This window comes from Dyadobacter sp. (assembly GCF_017744695.1).
Lineage (GTDB): Bacteria > Bacteroidota > Bacteroidia > Cytophagales > Spirosomataceae > Dyadobacter.
Window position 1 is genome coordinate 343,802 of the sequence record NZ_JAGIAS010000006.1, and the last position, 14,716, is coordinate 358,517.

The window sequence follows — 14,716 nt, forward strand, 5'->3', positions numbered from 1 at the left end:
CATTGATTTTATGAAAACTAATACATTCAAACGTACCATTTACGCGGGGATCGCCACTTTCATGTTGGGCCTTGCATCTTGCGACTCGGGTTTGCTCGAAACCGTTCCTAACGATCGCCTTTCCGAAGATTTGTTTTGGAAAACCGAAAACGATGCCAAACTGGCCGTTAACTCACTTTATACGGACCTGGACAGTACCACAGCCGTAACCTGGGATGGCATTACTGACCTGGCGCATACCAACCAGAGCTTCAACGTGGCCGCCTATATTGAAGCCGGGAGCTATGATGCCACGAGTTCGGTGATTTATGATGAGTGGAAAAGGGCGTATCGCGGCATCCGCGGCGTGAATTATTTCCTCGAAAACGTCGATAAAGTGCCGAGTACCAATGCGGCATTGATCAACCAGCTGAAAGGTGAGGCGAAGGCATTGCGCGCCTATCATTATTTGAGATTAGCCGGCCTGTTCGGTCCGGTACCATTGGTGACGTCGTCTATCAGCATCGATGAAGGGCGTACGCTTACCAACACACCAGTGGAAGAGATATGGAATTTCGTGGAAAAAGAACTGATCGAGGCGGCTGCATTGCTGCCTGTTACTTACGGTGCTGCCGACAAAGGGCGGTTTACCAAAGGCGCCGCATTAGGTCTGCTCGCCCGCGCGGACTTGTATGCGGGACGTTACCAGAAAGCTGCCGACGCTGCCGATCAGGTGATCAAGCTGGGGGTGTATGGTTTGTATGATTCTTATGAAAAACTATACAGCTATGCTGCAGAAAATAACAAGGAAGTGCTACTAGATAAGCAGTACTTGAAAGATGTTTACCAAAACAACGTTTTCAACCTGCTCGCGCCGTACAGCCAGAAGAATGCGCAAAGCACTTATGTTCCGACGAAAGCATTGGTGGATATTTACGAAACGCTGGAAGGGAAAAAGATTACCGATCCTTCGAGCGGATATGACCCGGCCAAACCTTATGCCAACCGTGATCCGCGTCTGAAATTCTCCATATTCCTCGAAGGCGACGCATTGCCAAGCGGCATTACATTCCAGCCCCGTCCGACGAGCACCACCGCGGATGCGATCGGAAGTACCTATATCGCCTCGACGACTGGCTTTAATATCAAGAAATACATCAATACCGAGGATTTTGCCAACCCGACAAATAGCGGTATCAACATTATCCTGCTGCGTTACGCCGAAGTATTGCTGACTTATGCCGAAGCGAAGATCGAACTCGGGCAAACCGATGCGAGCGTGTTGGCTGCGATTAACCAGGTTAGAAATGGGCGTTCGGATGTGAAGCAGCCGTCGGTAACCGCTACCACGCAAGCTGCATTGCGGGAAATCGTACGTCGCGAGCGGACTGTGGAGCTGGCATTTGAGGGGCAGCGATTGTATGATATCCGTCGTTGGAAGATCGGTGAGCAGGTGATGAACGGGCCGGTATTTGGCATTACCTATCCTGATGCTTCCGGCAAGCTGGTAACTGTGCAAGCCGCATCCTCTGATCGCGTTTTTGATGCGGGCAGGCATTATCTCTGGCCAATGCCGCAAAAGGAGCGCGATTTGAATCCGAATCTGAAACAAAATCCGAACTGGTAGTTATTTTTGGGAGATATGGCGCCAAGCTCCTGCCTGGTGCCTACTATTATCCAGCCTCAGCCTGGCGGACGCAATTCCGGCCAGAGGCCTGCAAATAGTAAGCACCAGGCAAGAGCCTGGCGCCAGTTTTACCTAAAACCACCTTAAAAACATGTTTAGAGTACTTTCTGTGTTACTGGTATCAATGGGCCTCGGCCTCTTGATGGCCTTCCAATCCGAAAAACCGGCGGCAAAAACACCTAACATCGTCGTTTTTTTTATCGATGACCTCGGCTATGGCGACCTTTCCGTGAATGGTGCGTTGGGTTACAACACGCCGAATCTGGACAAAATGGCTATGGAAGGCACGCGCTTTACCAACTTTATGGCCGCCCAGGCTGTGTGCAGCGCCTCCCGCGCCGCATTGCTGACGGGCTGCTATCCGAATCGCCTGGGTATTTCAGGAGCATTTGGACCAAATGCCGGAGTGGGGCTCAATCCCAAGGAAGAAACCATTGCGGAAATTGTAAAGGCGCAAGGCTATGCTACCGGTATTTTCGGTAAATGGCATTTGGGAAGCGAGCAGGAGTTTTTGCCATTGCAGCAGGGGTTTGATGAATACTACGGCGTGCCCTATTCACATGATATGTGGCCGCTGCATCCCTGGCAGGAACGCGCCAAATATCCGCCGCTGCACTGGATCGATGGGAATAGGCAGGTGAAGGAGATCAAAAACCTCGAAGACGCCAGCGAACTGACCCCGGTGATCACTGAAAAAGCGGTTTCATTTATCAAAAGGAATAAAAACAAACCATTCTTCCTGTATGTGCCGCATCCGCTGCCGCACGTGCCGTTGGCCGCCTCGGCGAAGTTCCGGGGTAAAAGCCAGAGAGGGATTTTTGGAGATGTGATGCTCGAACTCGACTGGTCGGTAGGGGAGATCATGAAAGAGCTGAAAACGCAGGGATTGGACAATAATACCCTCGTCATTTTTACCAGTGACAATGGCCCGTGGCTCAATTATGGCGATCATGCCGGCTCTGCGGGTGGTTTCCGCGAAGGGAAAGGAACATCGTTTGAAGGCGGGCAACGCGAGCCTTGTATTATGCGCTGGCCGGGCGTCATTCCGGCCGGGCGTGTCTCGAACAAGCTGCTTTCCAATCTTGACATCCTGCCGACGATCGCCAAGCTCACAGGTGCCAATTTGCCCAAGGAGAAAATTGATGGCATCGATTTCAGCGCGTTGCTCAAAGGCGACGACAGCCAGACACCACGGGAAAGTTTCCTTTACTACTATCGCAAAAATAACCTCGAAGCAGTCCGCAAAGGTGATTGGAAGCTCGTTTTCGCGCATCCGGGACGCACCTATGAAGGCTCACTGCCCGGTAAGAACGGTCAGCCTGGCCCTGCTCCGGAGGATCATCAATTCCCGAAAGCATTGTACAACCTCGCACGGGATCCTTCGGAGCGCTACGATGTGCTGGAACAAAACCCGGAAATCGTAGCTGAGCTGGAAAAGATCGCGGACGCTGCCCGCGAAGATATGGGCGATGACCTGCAAAAGAAGACGGGGAAAAACGTTCGGGAAATCGGGCATGCCGTTCGGAAATAAGAGATAGTGTTTATCAGCAGCAACGACCATATTGCTGCTGATAAATTTGTAACCCTCGGGGTGACGCACTATCTTTAATATGATTAAGACTTTTAACCACAAAGGACTGAGACTGCTTTGGGAAAAGGACGACGCATCGAAGTTGCCGCCTGAGCAAGTCGAAAAACTCAGGCGCATACTTGCAGTGTTGAATACAGCCAAAAGTATGGAACCTGTCAGGGCAATACCGGGCTACCGGTTGCATTCGCTTTCAGGCAGGTTAGCGGGTTTCTGGTCAGTTTGGGTTACCGGAAATTACCGGGTATTGTTCAGGTTTGAGAAAGGTGATGTATTCAATGTTGACTATGTCGATTACCATTGAGCGTTATGGAAAGTGAAATGAAGCCGGTACACCCGGGCGCGGTGTTGCGAGAGGACATATTAAAAGAGATGAAAATTTCGGTAACCAGAGCCGCGAAAGAATTGAATGTAAGCCGTAAGCAATTGTCGGAGGTGGTCAACGAAGGTGCAGCGATATCAGCAGAAATGGCCGTTAGGTTGGAAAAAGGATTTGGTGTAAGTGCCGAATTCTGGCTTGACATGCAAAAGAAATATGATATTTGGCGTGTCAGGAGCAGCGGACGTGTGCAAAACGTTCATCGTATTACTTCTTCCCCCAATTTTTAGTAAAAAATAAATGTGAATTCCACATTTCATTTGCTTGTTCAAACTATTTATCCTTACTTTGTCTATCAAATAAGTAGATTATATCGAGCCTTCGATTCATAATATTCCAAACGTATCTGCTTTCCGATACCCTAAGAGACAGTCCAGGCGCGACTTGCCGGAATTTTCGGTGGTTGTCAATTCATGCCAGTCGACCGGGCTGTCGTAGGGTATCGGGAACAAAGATACATCGCAATTCGCTTTTTGGTCCACCTGCTTCCGGATTTTGCGAATCGGGCATCGACGGTGCCGAAACAGCCAGCTCCTGCCAATTTTAGCAATCCCTACCACGTTAAATTCAAGTAATCCAAGGGTTGCTATGTCTTTCTGAAGTATATTAATCTACTCCATAATGAAAAAGTATTGTTTTCTGATTTCCCTCCTTGCCACATCGATTTGCTGTTACCATTCCCAAGCCCAGGCACCTAAACCGGCGCGCCCGAATATCGTATTCATCCTGGCCGACGACCTTGGCTATGGTGATGTAGGGTTCAATGGACAAAAGCTTATCAAAACACCCAATATCGATCGTCTCGCAAGGGAGGGGATGATATTTAGCCAGTTTTATGCGGGTACCTCCGTGTGTGCGCCCTCGCGCTCGTCGCTCCTGACGGGTCAGCACACGGGACATACGTATATCCGGGGTAACAAAAGCGTCGAGCCGGAAGGACAGCAACCGATTGCCGATTCGGTTGTAACGATTGCGGAAGTACTCCAAAAATCGGGGTACATTACGGCGGCTTTCGGAAAATGGGGTTTGGGCCCGGTAGGCTCGGAAGGCGACCCGAACAAGCAGGGTTTCGACCGTTTTTATGGTTACAATTGCCAAAGCCTGGCGCATCGCTATTATCCGGAGCATCTTTGGGATAACAGCAAGAAAATACTGCTGGAAGGAAATAAGGGCTTGGTCAATAACAAGGAATATGCTCCCGACCTGATTCAGAAAAAGGCCCTCAGTTTTGTGGATGCGCAGGATGGCAAGCAGCCCTTCTTTTTGTTTTTGCCTTACATTCTTCCGCACGCCGAGCTGATGGTACCGGATGACAGCCTTTTTAGATATTATAAGGGTAAGTTCGAAGAAAAACCATACAGAGGGGCCGATTATGGTCCAGGCGCCACGGATGGTGGTTATGCGTCACAGGAATTTCCCCATGCAACTTTCGCCGCTATGGTGGCACGCCTCGATTTGTACGTAGGGCAGGTCGTGAACAAACTGAAACAAAAGGGCCTCGACAAAAACACGCTGATCATTTTCACAAGTGACAATGGTCCGCATATCGAGGGTGGTGCTGATCCCAATTTCTTCAACAGCAGTGCCGGGTTCCGGGGAGTAAAACGGGACTTGTATGAAGGCGGCATCCGCGAGCCATTTGCGGCTCGCTGGCCGGCGGTTATCAAACCAGGCTCCAAAAGCGACTACATCGGCGCATTCTGGGATGTACTTCCCACTTTCGCGGAGCTGGCCAATGCATCGGCTCCCCGCAATATTGACGGGATTTCATTTACAGACGCGCTAAAAGGTAAGCCTACTCAGAAGAAACATGACTATCTGTATTGGGAGTTTCACGAGCAGGGTGGAAGGCAGGCGGTACGCCAGGGGAACTGGAAGGCAGTCCGGTTGAAAGCAGCCGGTAACCCCGACGCGCTGGTAGAGCTCTACGACCTCTCCAAAGACCCTCAGGAAAAAACGAACCTGACCCCGCAATTCCCCGAAAAGGCCAAGGAACTCGGCCAGATCATGAACCGGGCGCATGTGTCGTCGGCCATTTTTCCGTTCGGGAGTTTGGCGACTAACTAGATAAAGAAGCCCTGACCATTACGAGTGTGGTCAGGGCTTCTTTGCTAACGAGAGATTTTTCAGATCAACCCCAACCCCGCAGCCAGCTTGATCAGCGAAGCCGTATTAGAGACTTCAAACTTGATCAGCAGGTTCTGGCGATGGCTGTTCACGGTCGTTACGCTGACGAACAGTTGTTCGGCGATCTGAGGGTTGGTCAGCCCTTCTGCGATCAGCACGAGTACTTCTTTTTCCCGCCTGGTTAAAAATGGCACCGTTTTAGGCGCGGTGGCAGGGGTTACCTGGTCGAATTGAACATTCATAAAATAGCCACCCGCCTGCACTTGTGCGATGGCTTCGAGGATGTCTTCCTTGCCCGAACTTTTGATCAGATAACCCGACGCGCCGTTCTGGATCATGCGCGAGACGTAGGCACGCTCATTGAACGTACTCAATGCGAGCGTCTTTACTTCCGGGAACTGGTCTTTTACTTTTTTGCACAGGTCGATACCACTGATATCTGGCAGGTTGATATCCAGAAATGCAATATCCACTTCATTGTTTTTCAGGAATGCGATGGCATCGATGGCGTTGGTCGCGGTTCCGACAACCCGTACTCCCTCCGCGTCGGCGAGCAGCGATTTCAAGCCTTCCAATACCAGCGGGTGATCGTCCACGATGAGGATTCTGACACTCATAATTTCTTTTTTATTAGGTTAAAGCCATTTCCGGCATTGATATCATTCATTAAAGCACGATTTCGACAAGCACCGAAGTTCCCTCGCCCGGTTTCGACTGAATATCGAGTGTGCCGTTCAGGTAGTCTACGCGCGCCTGCACATTGCGGAGCCCTGCGCCCTTGTTTTGTTCCAGGCTTTTGATGTCAAAACCTTTACCATTGTCTTCCACCGTTACGCTCACATGTTTTTCGACCCAGGTAAGCTGTACTTGTGCTTCACTGGCGTCGGCATATTTGAGCACGTTATTGAGCAGCTCCTGGATGATCCGGTAAAGGACAACCTCCACTTGTGAGTCGAGACGCTTGTCGTCGAAGCCGAAGGCCTGCATGGTTACTTTCAGTCTGCCCGAGGCGCTGATGCCTTCGCAAAAATCGCTCAGCGCGTCGATTAATCCGAACCGTACGAGCGATTCGGGCATCATGCTGTGTGCTACGCGACGCATTTCGCTGATTGCGCCATCCAACTGGGTTAGGGCCCTGGTAAACGTCATGGCGCTTTCTTCGGGCAGGATTACGTTTCCTTTCACTGAGTTCAGAGTTAGTTTAATGCCTGATAATAGTCCGCCCAGACCGTCGTGCAGGTCACGGGCTACGCGGGTGCGTTCTTCTTCCTGTCCTTTCAAAATAGAGTTGGTGGCTACCAATTGTTTTTCCTGCTGCAATTGCAGCACCTCCTGCTCGGCCACGCGTTTGCGGAATGCGATGTTCCGGTACCCCAGGACGGCAATGACAAGCAGCCCGACGAGCCCGGCAATGAGGCCGTAAATCAAAGTGTTGCGCGTCTGTTTCTCCTTTTCGAGCGTCACGATCTGGTTCTCTTTTTGCGCGGTCAGATATTTGGTGTCGAGCTCCTGCAACTGTTTTTGAATATCGATACCCTGAATGGAATCGTTCAGGATCGAGTATTTCATCAGATAGTCGTAAGCACCCTTGTAATTATTCTGACGGGCGAGATCGGTCGCGTAATCTTCGTAAAGTTCTACCAAATGGTCGGTCATGTTATTGGCCTCCGCTATTGTGAGCGCTTCCTTGGTGTATTTGGCCGACAAATCGATTTTTTTGGCATCCTCGGCGAGGAACATTAATGCTCTCAGACAGTCGAGTTCGAGAAATACATTGCCCGATTTTCGTGCGAGGTCGAGGCCTTTCTGGCCGTAAACCCATGCTTCGTCGAGGTTTTTCAAAAGGCGGTTGGTCCGGCAAAGTCCTGCGTAGGCCTGCGTGATGAAGATGTCCGAATGGATTTTTTCAGCAACTACCAGTCCTTCTTTGAAATGGGCGAGGGCTTCATTGTATTTTTTGAGGTTGAAATAACAGCCGCCGATATTGGTCAGAATGTCCGTCAATTGCAGGCTGTCTTTCATCGGACGCGCGAGCTGCAATGCTTTTTGCTTGTAAACCACCGATTTGTTGAAAAGATTGGCATGCTCGAAAGCAGTCCCGATACTGATGTACAGCCTGGGCAGAAATTCCTTCATCCCCAACTTATCAAACTGGCTTGCCGACTGCTGATAATATTTGATTGCTTCGGTGAAATTGCCCATGTAAGTATAGCTGGCCGCGATATTGGCATAGCTCTTGCCAATGTTTACCTGGTGCTTCATCCTTTTGGCTATTTCCAGGCTCTCGCGGTTCAGTTTCAGCCCTTCTTCGAATTTTCCCTGCAAATTGAGAATATAGGTATAGTTCGAACGGAACTTGAACCGGCCGGTATCGTAGTTCAGTTGCTCGCTGAGCGCATCCGCTTTCAGGTAGTATTTGGCGGCGCTGTCGAGGTTCTGGTTTTCGAGATACTGACCGTACTCGATATACGCGAGCACGCGGTTGGTGTCCTGCTTGCTGGTCTGTATGCGTTTCAGAATGGCATTGGGGTCGGGGCTCTGAGCAAGCGCCCGGGTGCATAAAAGGACTATAAAAATTGTTCGTAAATATAATTTCATCGGACCCGGAGAGTAGAATGGATGGGAAAATTACGGTGGCAAAAGTCTGAAATAAAACCTTTTAATAATATCCTATAAACATATGATTTTCGAAAAATCATGCTTTTATAGGATTGATCTGCGGCTTCCGGGGAGGCTACCTTTGTCATGTCGAAAGGCAGAAATTATCTCATCCATTATCCATTTTCAAATCCAATACAGCCATGAAAAAAATTACATTCTTGAAAAACATTTTCGCTCTGTTGTTGCTTAGCACATTGATGTTCGCTTGTGAAGACAAGGACAAAGACGTATCCCCGGAACTAAGCTCAAAAGTTGCAGGCACTTATAAAGTGACCAAGTTGACGGTCGACGGGGATGATTATCCGCTTGAAGTAGCCAAGGCCAGCATTACGATCCAGCTCGACAAGTTTTCTTCTGAAGTAGTGACAGGAAAAATGAAAGTGACGATCGACGGCGACCGCGAGCCAGACGAAGACCTCGGAACTTTGAACTTGAAAAATGCCGGCAGCACAGGCATCGATATTTACGAAAACACCGAGAAAGTAGGGAACCTGAAAGATGATAAACTGAATATTTTCGTGGTGTTCGAGGGCCAGGAGGTCGAGATGATCGCAACAAAGCAATAAGCACCAGCAATACAGATTACCCTTGATTACAATTACAGCCATGAAAAATAAAATAGTCCCCTTTTTTCTCTATGCGTTTTGCATTGTATTCCTGAATTTCACTTTCAGCGACGAGTTTGAAGAATATGGAATGAACCAGAAGGACATTCAGAACCGCCTTTGGAATGTTTTACAGGCTTCGTCGGTAAATGTGCCGTATTTAGGGAGTTCCGTGAAGTCGGCGTGCAAGTCGCTGGCACCCGAAGCGCAGGCAACTGCCATTAAGAAGGCAGGAGCATTTGTGAAAAGCTATTTCAACACCGAGGACTTTCAGAAGCGTTACATTGAAACGATCTCGAAGAAGTATCCGAAACTGGAAACGACCATAAGTGAGCAACGCAAGCAGGAAATCCGGGCAAACCGCTTGAAAGGTGTACAGGGGTTGCAGGCGAAGGACATGGAGCCCGTGGTAGATATTCAGATTCAGTCGGCCGAGACATTTGTGGGCATGGAAAGTATGCTGAGCAGCATTCCTGCCGAACAACGGGCGGATTTCAAGAAGCAGATCGAGGATGGAAAACGCAATGCCGCATTCTTCAAAAAGATCAAACCGCTTTTGAAAACCAATATGGAAGAGTTTAAGAAGCAGTATGCGGAGTACCTGGCCGCCGACGAAATCCGTCAATCGGAGCAAACGCTGGCGCGCAATGCGAAGAGTAATGCCGACGAATATGAGAGACTGAAAGACCCTAAAAAAGTACTCGCCGCCCGCCTCACCGATTTCCTGAATCAGAGCAAAGGTGTGGATTTCGCAGCCCAGACGAAGGAACTGAATGGGCGCAAGAAGTTTGCGAATGCGGCTTACGAGGGGAAAAGCGATGTGTGGAAGTTTTGCTACCGTATGGGCGCGACGCCTACCAATACTGCCCGTGCATTCGCGCAGCAGTGGCTTGCAGAGTTGAAATAAATTGGTTTATATAAGGATGTACAGAAAGGTGCTACTGGCTCCTTTTCTGTCTGGTCCGTGGCCGGCAGCGCGTTACTGTCGCCACGGATTTTTTTATTTTTCAAGAAAATTGAGAGAAGCTATTGCATTTTAAAAAACATTAAACTTACTTTGTCTATCAAATAAGTATACTATTAAAAAACAAAGCTCCTGAACCACCCTGAGCTGAGTATTAATCCAGGCATCTTAGATATGAGCGCGGTTAATTTACTTTGTAAGGCCCCGACGAGGGGAGCGGTGGGGCATACCTTCACGCTTTGTTTTTCCCGGATCCATTCCGGTTGCTGTTGTTGAAACGGCGATCCATCCCTGACATTTATCGGAAATATCCCGCCTGACAGTCATGGCTGATCATCTGAAATTTTCGGTGGTTGGCGATTTCAGTTGCCGGCTGTGCTGTCCCGGGGTATTTCCGTACCCATATTCCATGCTGCGTTTACACTAATCCGGTACTACTACACTATTTCCATATGTTTACATTCTCAGACGTGATGCTGCTCGCGAGGAAGATCGCCGTCGGCATACTGCTCACATTAATTCCTTTTGTACTGATCGCCGGAGGTATCTGGCTGGCTGTGAAGCTATTTAACTGACATCTCATTTCACTATAAAAATCAAATCACGCATGAAATTGGATAATGCATTGGCCCGGAAGATTACCCGCGACGGCCTGATCAGCGTGGTGCTGTACCTCGCGCCCATTGTTTTGATGTTTGCCAGTTTTCAGGTTTTTGGCCACCGGCCTTGGGAAGGCAGCAATGAGTTTCCGTTCAAGGCGCCTGCATTTATTGAGGCGGTTTTCAAAAATCTGAGCAGCTGGGGGTTGCCGGTGATCGTGCTTGTGTTGGGCGTGATCGAGTTCGCGGCCGGTTTGTACGAAAACAAATGGACGAAAAACGAACGGATTCTGGATATTGTGTGCTTTGTGGTTCCTAAGCTCATTATCAGGCCGTTTGTTGCCTATTTCGGATTGAAATTCCTGCCGTTGGTATTGCCCGATGCAAAAAATGCATTCGAATGGGTACCCTTCTGGTGGGCGTTCCTGATCATCGCTGTGGCCGATGACCTCACGCAGTACTGGTACCATCGCCTGCACCACCAAGTGCCCTGGCTCTGGCGCTTTCACCGCACGCACCATTCCGCCAATTACATGGGAATGGCCATGGCGAGCAGACAGAATGTGATTTACACGCTGTTTTTCTCGCAAACTTACCTGACTATCGCGCTGACCTATTTGGGACTAGGCTACGCCGCATTGTTCGTGAAAGTGATTAAATCGTTCATCACTACCGGCGCGCATTCGAGCATTCCCTGGGACAAGCCTTTCTATGAAATCAAATGGCTGAAACCCGTCGGCTGGGTATTGGAAAGGCTGATTTCCACGCCCGCCACACACCATGCACACCACGCCGATACGACCGACGACGGGATAGGTTATTACAAAGGCAACTTCGGTAACATGTTCTTTCTGTGGGACATCATCTTCGGGACTGGCATCATTACCCGTAAGTACCCGTCGTCGTACGGCATCAAGCATTACCAGGAAGAAGAATGGTACGCCCAGTTTATGTGGCCGATTTTTAAATCCAGAAAGGAAGGCAGTGAGCTGTCGCACAACGGCCCGGTTGTAGGTGACGCTGTGCCGGACACGCCGGAACCCATTACGCTGAAACCTGACACCAGTACTGTGGCAGTCGCTTAAAATTCCCAGATGACCATTGGCCCGGCCGGTGGTCATCTTTTTTTGTGTTAGTCATGGAATTAAAAGGCTGATTTACCCTATTAGCGGCGTTACCGGCCTTAGGATAATAAAGTCATGCCATTGGAGAATCGGATTTGAGCGGCGGGTTTGAACAAACAGATATTCGTCTTTTCTCATCTTAGAACTTCATCGGCATGACTAACTTCAACTCATTGGTGACGACGATTCAGGACACTAACTTGACCCTTCAACAAAGTGCTTCGAAAGCCATTAACAGGTATTTGACCATTCGTAACTGGCTGATTGGTTTTCATATCGTCGAGTTTGAGCAAAATGGTGAAGACCGTGCCAAGTATGGGCAGCGGTTAATCGAGGAGCTGGCGAAGGCTTTGGGCACGGCGGGGCTAAGTGTGAGAAGCCTCAAATTGTTTAGGCAATTCTATTTTACATATCCCCAAATTGGGCAGACACTGTCTGCCCAATTCAAAAGCATGCCTTCAATGAGGTTAAATGACCTTCCCACAAGGCTAAATAAAGCTATTGATATTGTAAATGAGCAAAGCAGCAAGGTTTCGATCAGTGCAGAAATATTGCTTACCCGTTTGTCATTTTCACATCTCGCATTATTACTACCGCTGAAAGAGTTTCACAAGAGAGCTTTCTATGAACAGCAATGCATTACCTGTAATTGGAGCGTAGCCGAACTGAAAAGACAAATCAATACGCTTTACTACGAACGTTCAGGTATTACTCTCGACGCGGAGGCGCTGGCGCGAAGCGTGGAAGAGCATGCAAAGCGCCCCAGCATTACCGACATTATCAAATCTCCGTTCACCTTCGAATTTCTGGGTTTAAAAGCGAAGGATGTAGTCTACGAAAACGACCTGGAACAAGCGCTGGTCGATAACCTCGAAGCGTTTCTGATTGAGTTAGGCCATGGCTTTTGCTTCGAGGCTAAACAGAAACGCATCATCATCGGGGATGAGTACTTTTTTGTGGATCTCGTATTCTACCACCGCATTTTGAAATGCCATGTGTTAATCGAGCTGAAAACCAATGAGGTAAGGCATGAGCACATAGGCCAGCTCAAAACTTACATTAACTACTACAAGAAAGAAATTATGGCCCGGGACGATAATCCGCCAGTTGGTTTATTGCTGGTAACGGATCAGAACCGGGCGCTGGTTGAATATGCGGTTGCGGACAGCGATATGCAGTTGTTTGTAAGCAAATATGTTGTGAATCTTCCAAGTAAGGAGCAATTGCAGGACTTTATCCAGCATGAACTGGTACAAATGCAGCTCTGATCACCCAACCCGCTTGTAAATCGTCTCCGTCGCTTTATCCTCTTGTCCTTCCGGCGAAATATTGTAGGCCGTGATGATCAGCGTGTCCGGATCGGTCAATTCGGCGGTGGTACGCCAGTTCCAAGGATTCGGGTATTCGGGAACGCTGTACTGTCCCAAAACCGAAAAGCCATTTTCGGTAGGGGTACCGTTGGAAAGCATCATGCCCGTTCCCATGTGAAAGCTGTCGACCCAGGCGCATTGCGCGTTGTTATTAGCAATGTCGAAACCAAAGATGGCGACTCCGTCGAATGATTTACCGTTAAGGCTGCCCTGGTATTCGTGAAGAAGAAACCTGCCGCCGAGGATGGCTTTAATCGTTCCTTTCATTTCGGATTCGTCTGCAAGGACGTTAGGTTCGAACCAGGTTTTGGTGGTGCCTTGCCAATTGCCTGTCAGCGTGAGGAGCTGGTGATGCACACCCGATTCCAGCGAAGTTTCAAATTTCGATTTAGACATAGGATTTAAATTTGGGCGGTAGTTTTTGTGAGTATAATAATCCAAAATTTAACAAAAATGAGATGTGAAACAACTGCTTAAAACGCCAATCGAGAGGGGTATTTGAGACAAAATTTCTATATTGGTGGCCGCTTTGACCTGAATGTCAAAGATTAAACCATCAACAACATGTTACAACTAGGACTATTAATTACCAACCGGCACCGCTTATTGAGCGTAGCAGCGATCCTCGACGTATTCGAATCGGTGAACAGCTTCTACGAGCGGGCCAACCAACCGCACTTTTTCAATATCACGCTGTTTTCACCGGATCCCGAACCCGGGAAGTTTTACGGGGCTTACCCGATGAAACCGATCAGTGAGTTTACCAGGCAGGATCTGATACTTGTGCCGGCATTCGGCTCGGGGGACGTCCAGCTTTCGATAATGAGCAACCAATGCTGTATTCCCTGGCTTTGGGAGCAGTATAAAAATGGTGCGGAGCTGGCCAGCTTCTGTACGGGCGCATTCTTGCTTGCCGCCGGAGGCCTGCTGAATGGCAAGCACGCCACCACGCATATCGACGCTGCGGAGGCATTGGCTTCCAATTTTCCGGACATTATCATGAAGAGCGATGCGGTAGTGACGGAAGATAAAGGGATTTATACGAGTGGAGGCGCTACCAGCAGCTTCCATCTGATGTTGTATCTGATACAGCGTTTTTGTGGAAAAGACCTTACGTTGCGGACCGCTAAAATGTTTGCCATAGACATGGACCGGGAGCAACAGACCTATTTCGGGACTTTTACACCGCCTCAAAATCATGGCGACGGGTTGGTGAATATGGCGCAGCAGAAAATCGAAAAGGAATACCAGGAAGGCAGTACTATTGAAGTGCTCATTCAGGATATTCCGGCCAGCCGCAGAAATGTGGTGCGGCGGTTCAAGCAGGCAATCGGCGTGACACCCATCGAGTATTTGCAGCGTACGCGTATAGAGGCAGCCAAGAAATTGCTGGCCCAAACGGATCAGAGTGTGCTTGAAGTGATGTTGAATTCAGGATATAACGATTTGAAATCCTTCCGGCAGCTGTTCAAGAAAAGTACAGGCGTGACACCGAAGGAGTATCGCGACAAGTTCAATATAGCCAGGCTGGAAACCGGCGGGCGCTGGAACCGACGCATGAGCGGTGCCTCTTACCTCGATTAAAATTAAAAGCCCGGACCTTAACGATCCGGGCTTTTGGTTGTCATAGCGA

General features: G+C 49.1%; 14 protein-coding genes. 11 read left to right on the forward strand and 3 right to left on the reverse strand.

Annotation, left to right across the window (positions count from 1 at the left end; all coding sequences use genetic code 11):
- Positions 1–10 precede the first annotated feature (10 nt).
- The 5 genes from J7619_RS22195 to J7619_RS22215 all read left to right on the forward strand — a co-directional run bounded on the left by J7619_RS22195 (position 11) and on the right by J7619_RS22215 (position 5,700).
- A complete protein-coding gene (locus tag J7619_RS22195) occupies positions 11–1,606 on the forward strand; it encodes a RagB/SusD family nutrient uptake outer membrane protein (protein ID WP_291203847.1) in 1,596 nt (531 codons plus the stop codon).
- Between the two features lie 151 nt (positions 1,607–1,757).
- Positions 1,758–3,197 carry a sulfatase gene (locus J7619_RS22200; RefSeq protein ID WP_291203850.1) on the forward strand — a complete coding sequence of 480 codons (1,440 nt, stop codon included), beginning with the start codon at positions 1,758–1,760 and terminating at the stop codon, positions 3,195–3,197.
- Positions 3,198–3,276: 79 nt separating this feature from the next.
- Positions 3,277–3,558 carry a type II toxin-antitoxin system RelE/ParE family toxin gene (locus J7619_RS22205; protein ID WP_291203852.1) on the forward strand — a complete coding sequence of 94 codons (282 nt, stop codon included), beginning with the start codon at positions 3,277–3,279 and terminating at the stop codon, positions 3,556–3,558.
- 5 nt (positions 3,559–3,563) lie between these two features.
- Positions 3,564–3,863 (forward strand): HigA family addiction module antitoxin, encoded by a 300-nt coding sequence (locus tag J7619_RS22210; RefSeq protein ID WP_291203854.1) that lies wholly within the window; start codon positions 3,564–3,566, stop codon positions 3,861–3,863.
- A gap of 391 nt (positions 3,864–4,254) precedes the next feature.
- Positions 4,255–5,700 carry an arylsulfatase gene (locus J7619_RS22215; RefSeq protein ID WP_291203857.1) on the forward strand — a complete coding sequence of 482 codons (1,446 nt, stop codon included), beginning with the start codon at positions 4,255–4,257 and terminating at the stop codon, positions 5,698–5,700.
- Positions 5,701–5,759: 59 nt separating this feature from the next.
- On the opposite strand, the gene J7619_RS22220 is transcribed toward J7619_RS22215, so the two are convergent.
- Both J7619_RS22220 and J7619_RS22225 read right to left on the reverse strand, forming a co-directional pair.
- Positions 5,760–6,377, reverse strand: coding sequence for a response regulator transcription factor (locus tag J7619_RS22220; RefSeq protein WP_291203860.1), 618 nt, complete (start codon positions 6,375–6,377; stop codon positions 5,760–5,762).
- A gap of 49 nt (positions 6,378–6,426) precedes the next feature.
- Positions 6,427–8,358 (reverse strand): sensor histidine kinase, encoded by a 1,932-nt coding sequence (locus J7619_RS22225; RefSeq protein ID WP_291203863.1) that lies wholly within the window; start codon positions 8,356–8,358, stop codon positions 6,427–6,429.
- Between the two features lie 203 nt (positions 8,359–8,561).
- Here J7619_RS22225 and J7619_RS22230 point away from each other — a divergent pair, with 203 nt between their 5' ends.
- From J7619_RS22230 to J7619_RS22250, 5 genes are all read left to right on the forward strand, one after another.
- Complete coding sequence (locus J7619_RS22230) at positions 8,562–8,987, forward strand: hypothetical protein (protein WP_291203866.1); 426 nt, start codon at positions 8,562–8,564, stop codon at positions 8,985–8,987.
- A 40-nt stretch (positions 8,988–9,027) separates the two neighbouring features.
- Positions 9,028–9,933 (forward strand): hypothetical protein, encoded by a 906-nt coding sequence (locus tag J7619_RS22235; protein ID WP_291203869.1) that lies wholly within the window; start codon positions 9,028–9,030, stop codon positions 9,931–9,933.
- Between the two features lie 509 nt (positions 9,934–10,442).
- Positions 10,443–10,565 (forward strand): hypothetical protein, encoded by a 123-nt coding sequence (locus tag J7619_RS22240; protein ID WP_291203872.1) that lies wholly within the window; start codon positions 10,443–10,445, stop codon positions 10,563–10,565.
- 32 nt (positions 10,566–10,597) lie between these two features.
- The gene (locus J7619_RS22245) at positions 10,598–11,674 is read left to right on the forward strand and encodes a sterol desaturase family protein (protein WP_291203874.1); all 1,077 of its coding nucleotides are present in this window, start codon (positions 10,598–10,600) and stop codon (positions 11,672–11,674) included.
- Between the two features lie 194 nt (positions 11,675–11,868).
- Positions 11,869–12,981 carry a YhcG family protein gene (locus J7619_RS22250; protein WP_291203877.1) on the forward strand — a complete coding sequence of 371 codons (1,113 nt, stop codon included), beginning with the start codon at positions 11,869–11,871 and terminating at the stop codon, positions 12,979–12,981.
- Here J7619_RS22250 and J7619_RS22255 read toward each other — a convergent pair whose 3' ends face one another.
- Positions 12,982–13,479: a DUF1579 domain-containing protein gene (locus J7619_RS22255; RefSeq protein ID WP_291203880.1), complete on the reverse strand. Its 498-nt coding sequence runs from the start codon at positions 13,477–13,479 to the stop codon at positions 12,982–12,984.
- Positions 13,480–13,647: 168 nt separating this feature from the next.
- Between J7619_RS22255 and J7619_RS22260 the strand changes: the two genes are divergently transcribed.
- Positions 13,648–14,667: a GlxA family transcriptional regulator gene (locus J7619_RS22260; protein ID WP_291203882.1), complete on the forward strand. Its 1,020-nt coding sequence runs from the start codon at positions 13,648–13,650 to the stop codon at positions 14,665–14,667.
- The last annotated feature ends 49 nt before the right edge of the window (positions 14,668–14,716 follow it).